Origin of the sequence: Dorea sp. YH-dor226, assembly GCF_039832105.1 — a bacterium.
Lineage (GTDB): Bacteria > Bacillota > Clostridia > Lachnospirales > Lachnospiraceae > Dorea_A.
Genome location: NZ_JBDOHS010000016.1, coordinates 53,375 through 64,237 on the forward strand (window position 1 = coordinate 53,375; position 10,863 = coordinate 64,237).

Genomic DNA, 10,863 nt, shown 5'->3' on the forward strand with positions numbered 1-10,863 from the left:
AACCCGGAAGATGTTCTTGTAAAACAGTTCTGGTTCTTCTAAAATAGACAGTATGAAAAGATGAAAATATAGTACAGGGGGAATGTAAAGATGAATCTTTTTTCACCAGCTGAAATAGCCAGAAATTATATCAATGTCGGAAAGGGCAAGGTAAATACGCCGATTCCAAAGATGCTGCTTCTGGCAGTCATGGCAGGTGCATTTATCGCGCTTGGGGGCGTAGGTGCAACGACGGCGGCCGTCGGGGTGCAGCCTGCATCTGTCGGAAAACTGATGGGGGCATGTATCTTTCCGGGAGGTCTTACCATGGTGCTTCTGGCAGGAAGTGAGCTTTTTACCGGCAACTGTCTGCTTACGGTCCCGCTTCTGGAAAAGGAGATTAAGCTGTCTGGAATGCTGAAAAACTGGGTCGTTGTATATGTCGGTAATTTTATCGGGGGAATTCTGGTGGCAGCAGGAGTTGTATATTCGCATCAGATCAGTCTTTTTGACAACGGAATGGCAGTATCTGTGATCTCCGCGGCAGCAGGGAAATGCGCTCTGAGCTTTACGGATGCGCTGATCCGGGGAATCTTCTGCAACTTCCTGGTATGTATCGCGGTCTGGGTGTCCTTTGCGGCAAAAGACGTGGCAGGAAAGATCATAGGTCTGTTCTTTCCGATCATGATATTCGTTGTCTGCGGATTTGAGCACAGCGTAGCCAATATGTATTACATAGGTGCAGGCCTGTTTGCTAAGGGAATTCCGGAATATGCACAGGCGGCCGCAGATGCCGGTGTGAATCTGGATGTACTTACATGGGGAAATTTTCTGGGAACGAATCTGATTCCGGTTACCATCGGGAATATCATTGGAGGCGGTATCTGTGTGGGGTGTGTATACTGGTTCCTTTATCTGAGAAAAAAGGATGAAAAATAAGGGATAGAAAAAGTAAAAAGTTGTCTGGACAACATAAAATGAAGAGCATTTTTGCTATACTGATGTTGGCCGGAAAAGAGATTCAAAAGGGATTGTTATAAATTATGGTATCGTTCTGGATGGCCAATGATGTTATAACAGTTCCTTTTTATATTATTGTTATCAAATGTGATTGTGATAAAAAGCAGAGATCGTTGAAAAGGGAACAAAAAAGGAGAGGAAAGAAAGATGAAGCTGGTAAAAACAGAGGATGCCGTCGGACATGTATTGTGTCACGATATTACACAGATCATAAAAGGAGTGACAAAGGATGCGGTCTTCCGAAAGGGACATGTGGTGACCGAGGAGGACATCCCGGTTCTTCTGTCTGTGGGAAAAGAAAATCTGTATATCTGGGAAAAAGAAGAAGGAATGCTGCATGAAGATGAAGCCGCCGAGATTCTGCGCAGGATCTGTCAGGGCAACGGCATGCATCCGTCAGGGGTCAAGGAAGGAAAGGTTGAACTGATTGCCGATATCGATGGCGTGCTGAAGATCGATGTTGAAAAGCTGAATCGCATCAATTCACTGGGAGAGATGATGATTGCCAGTCGCCATGGCAATTTCCCGGTCAGAAAAGGAGATAAGATTGCAGGTACCAGAGTGATTCCTCTGGTCATTCACGAGGACAAGATGAAGAAGGCAGAAGAGGTTGCAGGAGAGGAGCCGATCTTTCAGATTCTGCCTTACGGGAAGAAAAAAGTCGGGATCGTTACAACAGGAAGCGAAGTATACAAGGGACGGATTCAGGATACATTTACCCCGGTGATTCGGGAGAAGCTTGCAGAGTATGGAATTACAGAGGCCGAGCAGGTGATCTGTGATGATGATCACAGAATGATTACCGGAGCGATTGAAGAGATGCTTGCCAAAGGCTGTGACATGGTCATCTGTACGGGCGGCATGAGTGTGGATCCGGATGACCGCACTCCGCTTGCCATCCGGAACACAGGCGCCGATATCGTGACGTATGGGGCACCGGTGCTTCCGGGAGCGATGTTCTTACTGGCGTATTACCAGGGGGATATTCCTGTCATGGGACTTCCGGGCTGTGTCATGTATGCGAAGAGAACGGTCTTCGATCTGGTCCTTCCGAGAATCCTGAGTGGTGAAAAACTGACAGCAGAGGATCTGAACTGTCTGGGGCAGGGCGGTCTGTGCCTGTCCTGTCCGGTCTGTACATTTCCGAACTGTGGTTTTGGAAAGGGCAGATAGGTGAGTCTGTATGAGAACATTATTTGAAACGATCGAGCAGACCGCTTCGCAGACACGGAGGATGGTTCTTACGGTTCTGAATGAGGAGTTCTCGGGAGAAAAAGTATTGGCCGTAGATGGGAAAATTATCTGGGAGAGCAGGTCGAATGGGTTCTTTCGGGCATATCAGAAGGAGATTGCCGGACTTACCGAAGGGGGAACGATTGATCTTGGAGGACATCCGGTATTCTGCGACGTACTGGGCGAGGAGACGAAGATCGTCATCTGCGGCGGCGGTCATGTATCCATCCCGGTGATCACGCTGGGAGTGATGATGGGATGTGAAGTGACGGTTCTGGAAGACCGGCCGTCATATGCAGACAATGCAAGACGCGCAGGGGCAACGAGAGTCATCTGCGAGCCATTTGAAGAGGGGCTGGAAAAGGTTGCGGGTGATGCGGGTACGTATTTTGTGATCGTGACCAGGGGACATCGTTATGATCAGATCTGTCTGGAGCAGATCGCACAGAAAGAGCACGCATATATCGGAATGATCGGAAGCCGCAGAAGAACTACGATGGTAAAAGAGACACTGAAGGAAAAAGGGATCGATCCGGAGGTGCTAGATCATGTCTATACACCGATCGGGCTGGATATCAAGGCAGAGACGCCGGTGGAGATCGCAGTTTCCATCATGGCGGAGATTATAGAAGTCAAGAATCAGAAGAAACGTTCCGGCGGGTATAGCAAAGAGATCCTGAGGGCGATTCTGGAGCAGGAGAAGGACAGCGGACGAAAAGTGCTTGCGACGATCGTAGACAGAAAGGGCTCCGCACCGCGAACGGTCGGAACGAAGATGTTGATCCTGCGGGACGGCAGGTGTATCGGAACCATCGGCGGCGGCTGTATGGAAGCCAATGTGGTGCAGAAAGCACTTGCCATGGCTGCGCTGGGAGAACCGAAAGCTCGCATCTGTCAGGTAGATATGACGGGAGCGGATGCGGAAGAAGAAGGAATGGTCTGCGGCGGAGTGATCCGTGTGCTGCTGGAATTGATATAGATATTAATATATAGAGAAATATAGATACAGATAGGAAAGGAAAGCTACAGGAATGCTGGACAGGTATGGAAGAAGCATCAATTACATGAGGATCTCGATCACAGACAGATGCAATCTGCGCTGTCGCTACTGTATGCCTGATGGAATCCCCTGGGTTCCGATGGAAGAGATCCTGACTTATGAAGAACTGGAGATGCTGGCAAGAGAAGCAGCCGGGATCGGAATCCGCAGGATCAAAGTGACCGGCGGAGAACCGCTCGTCAGAAGAGGCTGTCCGTCCTTTGTGGGGATGCTGAAACGGGTTCCCGGAATTGAGCAGGTGACGCTTACGACCAATGGTGTATACCTTGCAGATTATGCCGAAGAACTGAAAGAAAACGGACTGGATGCGGTAAATGTCAGTCTGGATACATTGAATCCGCAGCGTTTCTTCGAGATTACAGGAAGAGATGCGCTGGGCCGGGTGCTGGACGGACTGGATGCGGCGCTTCAGTATCAGATTCCGCTGAAGATTAATGCGGTTCTCCAAAAAGGACGGAATGAAGAGGAATGGCCGGAGCTTGCATCCCTTGCCAGAGAGCGCAGACTGGATGTCCGCTTTATCGAGATGATGCCGATCGGACATGGCAGGAACTATGAGTCGATCGCAAATGAAGAGATTCTTCGTCAGCTGGAAATGCAGTACGGACCGCTTGCGAGGGATAACAGGGTGCATGGCAACGGACCGGCTGTTTACTATCGGGTGCCCGGATATCAGGGAAGTATCGGATTCATCAGCGCCATGCACGGGAAATTCTGCGAGTACTGCAACCGGATCCGAGTGACATCCACGGGAGATATCAAGTCCTGCCTGTGCTTTGAAGACCGGATCTCCGTAAGAGATGCGCTGAGAGCAAAGGATACACAGGAAGTAAGAAATCTTTTGGACCTGGCCATCCGGAATAAACCGGCGGCACACCGGTTTGAAGAGACAGATATGGTGACAGAGCAGCAGGAGATGTCATCGATAGGAGGATAATTGTATGGGAGAACTGAAAGCAATCTGCATCAGCGAAAAACGAGGGACGCAGAAAAAAGAGATCCCCGAAGCACAGGTCCTTGTGGACTGGGGAATTGAAGGAGACGCACACGGCGGCAAATGGCATCGTCAGATCAGCCTGCTTGCAGTCGAGAAAATAGAAGAATTTCGCAGAAAGGGAGCCGATGTGGACTTTGGCGCATTCGGAGAGAATCTGATTATAGAAGGGTTCGATCTTCGCCGGCTGGCGGTAGGAACCAGATTTCGGATCGGCGAAGTCATCCTGGAACTGACTCAGATTGGAAAGGAATGCCACAGCCACTGCGAGATCTATAAGAAAATGGGTGACTGCATCATGCCAAGAGAAGGTGTATTTACCAAAGTGCTCCACGGAGGTGTGATTCGGAAAGGTGATCCGGTGGAAATGATTCCTCCGGCCGCTGACAGACCGTATACGGCTGCTGTGATTACACTCAGTGACAAAGGCTTTGCAGGAGAGCGGGAAGATAAAAGCGGCCCACTGATCCGGGAGATGCTGCAGGATGCCGGTTATGAGATCGTAGAAACGCTTCTCCTGCCGGATGAGAGAGTACCTCTGGAACGTCAGATGATCCGTCTGGCCGATCAGAGACAGGTGAATCTGATCCTTACAACCGGAGGAACCGGATTCTCCGCGCGGGATATTACGCCGGAAGCGACGATTGCAGTGTGCGACCGAATGGCAAGAGGCATTGCAGATGCCGTTCGGAGTTATTCTATGAGCATTACTCCAAGAGCAATGTTCAGCCGGGCAGAATCAGGAATTCGAAAGAGTACATTGATTGTGAATCTGCCGGGAAGCCCCAAAGCAGTACAGGAAACTCTGGAATATCTCTTACCGGAGCTTCCACATGGACTTGGAATCTTAAGGGGCAGTGAGGGAGAATGTGCGAGAAAGTAATCACATTCAAATGTGGATCAGGAGAAAAAAGATGAAAAAGAGAACGCTTATGAAAAGACTTACGGCAGTTCTGCTTGTAGCCATAATGGCAGCAGGAATGATGGCCTGCGGATCCAAAGAGGAAGCTGAAGAAGCAGAGGAGGCAGAGATCCAGGTGTTTATTGCTGCCAGCCTGAATACGGTTATGACAGAGCTTGCAGAGATGTACAATGAAGAGCATCCGGAAGTAACGATCACTTATAATGCAGACAGCTCCGGAACATTGATGACACAGATCGAAGAAGGATATGAGTGTGACATTTTCTTCTCAGCAGCACAGAAACAGATGGATCAGCTGGAAGAAGACGGACTGGTTGTGGACGGAACCAGAGCGAATGTAGTCAACAACCAGGTTGTAGTTGTGACATTGAAGGACAGTGACACAAAGGTAACCGGACTTGAGAATATCGGGGATGCAGAAAATATTGCTCTGGCAGGCGGAAGCGTTCCGGTTGGAAAATATACCAGACAGGCACTGGTAAACCTTGGTATCCTGGAAGAGGCAGAGGATGTTGCAGCAATTACCACACAGCAGGTATCCGACGCATTTGGCGGAGTGGAGATCAGCGAACAGGATAATGTAAGTAAAGTACTTGCCGCTGTTGTAGAAGGTTCCTGTGAAGTCGGAACGACATATTATTCCGATACTTATGGATATGAGGATGACCTTACGATCCTGGAAACAGTCAGCTATGATCTGACAGGAAACGTCATCTATCCAATCGCACGGATCATCAATTCAGAAGCAGATGATGCACAGACAAAAGCTGCAGAGGACTTCCTTGCATTTATTCTGTCAGATGAAGCAAAAGCAGTATTTGATGCATATTACTTTGATACCAACGTGGAATAAATAAGACAAAACGTGAGCGGCAGCCGGAGGGAGGAGCACAATGCTGGAAATATTAAAGAATCTGGACTACAGTCCTTTGATCATCTCACTGAAGACGGGCGTGGTGGCAACCTGTATTTCCTTTTTTCTGGGGATCTTTGCGGCCAGAAGAGTGATCATGGCCCCGCCGGGGAAAAAGGCAGTCATAGATGGAATTCTGACACTCCCACTGGTACTGCCGCCAACCGTTGCAGGATTCTTCCTTCTCCTTCTGTTCAGCCGAAGGCGGCCGCTTGGAATCTTTTTATATGAAACATTTGACATTAAGGTCGTGCAGACCTGGCTTGGATGTATCATTGCAGCGACGGTCATCGCATTCCCGCTGATGTACCGTAACGCAAGGGCAGCGTTTGAGCAGATTGACGTGAATCTGATCTATGCGGGGAGGACCCTGGGGATGTCTGAGCCGGAGATCTTCTGGAAGGTGATCATCCCGACAGCGGGACCGGGTATTGCGTCCGGAACCATCCTGACCTTTGCCCGTGCAATGGGGGAATATGGAGCGACTTCCATGCTGGCGGGAAATATTCCCGGAAAGACAGGAACGATCTCTCAGAAGATCGCCATGGTCATACAGGACGGAGACTATCTGACGGCAGGAATCTGGGTGGCAATCGTGATCACAATTGCATTTGTCATTATCGTGCTTATGAATCTAATCTCATCCAGGAAGATGAAACATATCAAGAGGTGGTAACAGATGGGAGTAAAGATTGATATTCAGAAAAAAGTGGGAAGCTTCCATCTGGACATCCGGTTTCAGAGTGAGGCTTCAAGGATCGGAATCCTGGGAGCTTCCGGATGCGGAAAAAGTATGACACTGAAAAGCATTGCAGGCATCGAGCTGCCGGATCAGGGGCAGATTGAACTGGACGGGAAAGTGGTCTACAGCTCGAAGGACAGGATCCATATTCGTCCGCAGGAGCGAAGTGTCGGATATCTGTTTCAGAATTATGCGTTGTTTCCAACAATGACGGTAGAAAAAAATATCACTGCCGGAGTCAAAGGAAGCAAAAGTGAAAAAGAAGCAAGAGTGCGGGAGATGGTGCGAAGGTTTCGCTTGGAGGGCCTGGAAAAGCGGCTTCCCGGAGAGCTTTCCGGAGGACAGCAGCAGAGAGTGGCTCTCGCCAGAATCATGGCGTATGAGCCGGAGGTGATACTGCTGGACGAGCCGTTCTCGGCGCTGGATATGTTCCTGCGGGATCATCTGCAGAGGGAGCTGGAGACCATGCTTGCTGATTATCAGGGAACGGTGATACTGGTCTCCCATAACAGAGATGAGATCTATCGATTCTGCGAAGATCTTCTGATCATAGATCAGGGGAAAGCAGTGATCGCAGGACGGACGGAAGAGGTCTTCGAGGATCCGAAAAAAGTGGCAGCAGCCCGCCTGACCGGATGTAAGAATATCTCCGCAATCCGAAGGATAGATGCGCATACCATGTATGCGACTGACTGGGGTGTAGAACTGCATACCGACAGAGTGATCGATGAGGAGATCACTCACGTGGGATTTCGTGCTCATGAGTTCCTTCCGGTATGGGGAGAACGTCGTGAGAACTGCATCCGTGTGAAGATCAGCGGAAGCGCCAGTCTTCCATTTGAAATGAATTATTACCTGCAGCCGGAAAATGATACAGAATCAGCCGGAACGCCGGTCTGCTGGTTTGTACAAAAAGAACGTCAGGAGCTCATCCGGGAGAAAGGAATGCCGGATTATCTGCAGTTTCCGGAAGCGCAGCTTCTGTTGTTAAGAGCTTAGACTGATTCTGCCATGGTTCCAGATTTTCCATCTTGAAATAGGTTTACAATAAAAAGGGAAACTGATATAATTTTGTTCAAATAAAGATAAAGGGATGAACAAAGGATCATGGAACTTTTAAAAGAACGTATTCGAAAAGATGGGATTATTAAGCCGGGGAATGTTCTGAAAGTGGACAGCTTTCTGAATCATCAGATGGACATCCAGCTGTTTAACGAGATTGGGAAAGAATTTAAGCGTCGGTTTGCGGATGTGAAGGTTGACCGGATTCTGACGATTGAGGCTTCCGGCATCGGAATTGCTGCGATCGTAGCGCAGTATTTTGACTGTCCGGTCGTATTTGCGAAAAAAACGCAGTCCATTAATCTGGACGGAACAATGTTATCTACCAAGATCGAATCATTTACGCATAAGCGGACGTACGATGTGATCGTAGCAAGTCGTTTTATTCAGCCGGGAGAGAATGTTCTGGTTCTGGACGACTTTATGGCCAACGGATGTGCGGCAATGGGACTGATTGATCTGATCGAATCCGCACATGCCAATGTAGTCGGAGTTGGAATCGTGATTGAAAAAGGATTTCAGCAGGGCGGCAGGATGCTTCGCGAAAAGGGACTTCGTGTAGAGTCACTGGCAATCGTAGACGGTATGGATGCGGATACACAGAGCATCACATTCCGTGAAAATTAGATAAGATCAGAGCTATCGCAGGTGGGTTTCAATATGCCCACCTGTATTTATGTAATCAGATATCCGGGAAACTGTCGGTGACGGAAGCTGCAGGATGGAATGATCCCGGATCGTGCATACAGAAAGGGGAAACAGAAAGTATATGGAGGATTTTACACATTTTAACACGCAGGGAAAAGCAAAAATGGTAGATGTGGGGGAAAAGGAAATCTCTCACAGAAGGGCAGTTGCAGCGGCCGCGGTAAAGGTGAATGCAGAGACTTTTCGTCTGATTCAGACCGGCGGCATGAAAAAGGGGGATGTGCTGACGGTGGCACAGATCGCAGGTGTGATGGGAGCAAAGAAGACATCCGAGCTGATCCCGATGTGCCATCCGATCGCCATTCATGGGATCGATCTGTCCTTTCATATGGATGAGGAGAACTGTCGGGTAGAGATCGAAGCCTCGGTAAGCTGTGACGGAAAGACAGGGGTAGAGATGGAGGCATTGACAGCGGTTACGACGGCGGCACTGACGGTCTACGATATGTGCAAGGCAGTGCAGAAGGATATGGAGATCACCGATATCCGGCTCCTGGAAAAATCCGGAGGCGTGCACGGAGATTTTAAACGAGAGGATCAGAAACTATGAGATTCGTGGAAGGGACATTTCCTTTTCTTCGGGAAACGGGACATGTGATCGCGCTGGTCGGTGCCGGCGGCAAGACGACGCTGATGTATGAGATGGCGAGGCGGTATGCAGAGCGTGGCGCGAAGGTGCTTGTCACGACGACCACGCACATCTTCCGGCCGGAGAGCGGACACTGGGCGCAAGATCCGGAGGAGACCGTCCGGCTGTGGGGGCAGGGCACCTATGCGGTGGCCGGAATCCCCTGTGAAGACGGGAAACTTTGCAGCCTTTCGGAAGAGGTGCTGGATGAATATATACGGATGGCAGATGTTGTGCTGATTGAGGCCGACGGATCAAAGCATAAGCCCTGCAAGGTTCCGGCTGCACATGAACCGGTCATCCCGGAATCATGTGACATCGTGATCGGCGTTATGGGAATGTGTGCGTGGGGAAAGCCACTGGAAGAGGTGTGCTTTCGAACGGAAGAAGCGATGCGTCTTCTAGGGATCACTGCCCGGGAGATTCTGGATGAGAAGAGGATGGCGGCGATACTGACATCGGAAGAGGGAACCAGAAAAAACGTTGGAGACCGGGAGTATTACGTCATGCTCAGCCAGTGCGAGACAAAGGAGCGCACACAGGCGGCCGAACGGATCCGTGAGTTACTGAAGATGCAGAAGATAGAGCATTGTGTGATCGGAAAGGAGGAAATGATATAGATGAAGAAACTGATCATTGTCCGTGGCGGAGGTGATCTGGCGACAGGAACGATCCATCGTCTGTGGTCGGCGGGCCTTCCGGTGCTGGTTCTGGAAGCGGAACATCCGGCAGCGATCCGGCGGCAGGTGGCTGTCAGTGAAGCAGTCTATGACGGACGGGCTTTGGTAGAGGGAATGTCGGCGGTTCTGGTTCACAGCTGTGAGGACATAGAAGAAGTGATAAAAAAAGGAGAGGTACCGGTCCTGGTGGATCCCAAAGGGGATGCGATCCGAACCCTCCGGCCGGAAGTAGTGGTGGATGCGATCCTTGCCAAGAAGAATCTGGGCACCAGCCGGGACATGGCGCCGCTTACCGTTGCACTCGGCCCCGGATTCGAAGCGGGGAAGGATGTGGATCTCGTGATTGAGACCAGAAGGGGACATAATCTGGGACGGGTCATCCGCAGCGGGTCTGCGTATCCGAATACCGGAGTGCCGGGCAATATCGGAGGTTATTCCAAAGAACGTGTCATACACGCCAAAGAAGCAGGGTTCTTCCATAACCGGTGCAGGATCGGAGATATCGTAACGGCCGGAGAGGAGATTGCATGGATCGAAATGGAAGATGGAGGAACCTGCCCGGTGCCTGCAACATTGACGGGAATCCTGCGCGGTCTTCTCAGAGAAGGCTATCCGGTCACCAGAGGATTTAAGATCGCAGATATCGATCCGCGTAAGGAAGAACTTGCAAACTGCTTCACCATCTCGGATAAAGCCAGGTGTATTGCGGGAAGCGTTCTTGAGACGATAGTCCCTCGTTTTCTTGTATAAATTCAGACGTATTGTCGATTCCTGTATTTTTCTCTCCAATTCTTATTCTCTTTTAGGCATTTGTTAAATGCCGCAACCCATTGATTTTACTGGGTTTTCTCGCTGTTTATATATAAATTTTCTCTCCACTCATGGTAAAATATAAGTAACCACACAAACATCCCACACACGA

Annotated in this window: 12 protein-coding genes; all 12 read left to right on the forward strand. The window is 49.8% G+C overall.

Features of this window, described 5'->3' with window-relative positions; genetic code table 11:
• Positions 1 to 90: 90 nt before the first annotated feature.
• The 12 genes from ABE547_RS12260 (at position 91) to yqeB (ending at position 10,691) form a co-directional block, all read left to right on the forward strand.
• On the forward strand, positions 91 to 918 hold the full coding sequence (locus tag ABE547_RS12260) for a formate/nitrite transporter family protein (RefSeq protein WP_347379051.1): 828 nt from the start codon (positions 91 to 93) through the stop codon (positions 916 to 918).
• Positions 919 to 1,146: 228 nt separating this feature from the next.
• Positions 1,147 to 2,172 carry a molybdopterin-binding protein gene (locus ABE547_RS12265; RefSeq protein ID WP_347379052.1) on the forward strand — a complete coding sequence of 342 codons (1,026 nt, stop codon included), beginning with the start codon at positions 1,147 to 1,149 and terminating at the stop codon, positions 2,170 to 2,172.
• Positions 2,173 to 2,182: 10 nt separating this feature from the next.
• Positions 2,183 to 3,211, forward strand: coding sequence for an XdhC/CoxI family protein (locus ABE547_RS12270; protein WP_347379053.1), 1,029 nt, complete (start codon positions 2,183 to 2,185; stop codon positions 3,209 to 3,211).
• Positions 3,212 to 3,263: 52 nt separating this feature from the next.
• The gene (moaA, locus tag ABE547_RS12275) at positions 3,264 to 4,229 is read left to right on the forward strand and encodes a GTP 3',8-cyclase MoaA (RefSeq protein WP_347379054.1); all 966 of its coding nucleotides are present in this window, start codon (positions 3,264 to 3,266) and stop codon (positions 4,227 to 4,229) included.
• A 4-nt stretch (positions 4,230 to 4,233) separates the two neighbouring features.
• A complete protein-coding gene (locus ABE547_RS12280; protein ID WP_347379055.1) occupies positions 4,234 to 5,169 on the forward strand; it encodes a molybdopterin-binding protein in 936 nt (311 codons plus the stop codon).
• A gap of 31 nt (positions 5,170 to 5,200) precedes the next feature.
• Entirely contained in the window at positions 5,201 to 6,061 is an 861-nt protein-coding gene (modA, locus tag ABE547_RS12285) for a molybdate ABC transporter substrate-binding protein (RefSeq protein ID WP_347379056.1), read from the forward strand.
• Between the two features lie 40 nt (positions 6,062 to 6,101).
• On the forward strand, positions 6,102 to 6,797 hold the full coding sequence (gene modB, locus ABE547_RS12290) for a molybdate ABC transporter permease subunit (RefSeq protein ID WP_347379057.1): 696 nt from the start codon (positions 6,102 to 6,104) through the stop codon (positions 6,795 to 6,797).
• Between the two features lie 3 nt (positions 6,798 to 6,800).
• The gene (locus tag ABE547_RS12295; RefSeq protein ID WP_347379058.1) at positions 6,801 to 7,862 is read left to right on the forward strand and encodes an ATP-binding cassette domain-containing protein; all 1,062 of its coding nucleotides are present in this window, start codon (positions 6,801 to 6,803) and stop codon (positions 7,860 to 7,862) included.
• A 108-nt stretch (positions 7,863 to 7,970) separates the two neighbouring features.
• A complete protein-coding gene (locus ABE547_RS12300) occupies positions 7,971 to 8,552 on the forward strand; it encodes a xanthine phosphoribosyltransferase (protein WP_347379059.1) in 582 nt (193 codons plus the stop codon).
• 142 nt (positions 8,553 to 8,694) lie between these two features.
• On the forward strand, positions 8,695 to 9,183 hold the full coding sequence (gene moaC, locus ABE547_RS12305; RefSeq protein WP_347379060.1) for a cyclic pyranopterin monophosphate synthase MoaC: 489 nt from the start codon (positions 8,695 to 8,697) through the stop codon (positions 9,181 to 9,183).
• Entirely contained in the window at positions 9,180 to 9,881 is a 702-nt protein-coding gene (gene yqeC / locus ABE547_RS12310; RefSeq protein ID WP_347379061.1) for a selenium cofactor biosynthesis protein YqeC, read from the forward strand. The genes moaC and yqeC overlap by 4 nt, the downstream gene beginning before the upstream one ends.
• The gene (gene yqeB, locus ABE547_RS12315; RefSeq protein WP_347379062.1) at positions 9,882 to 10,691 is read left to right on the forward strand and encodes a selenium-dependent molybdenum cofactor biosynthesis protein YqeB; all 810 of its coding nucleotides are present in this window, start codon (positions 9,882 to 9,884) and stop codon (positions 10,689 to 10,691) included.
• The last annotated feature ends 172 nt before the right edge of the window (positions 10,692 to 10,863 follow it).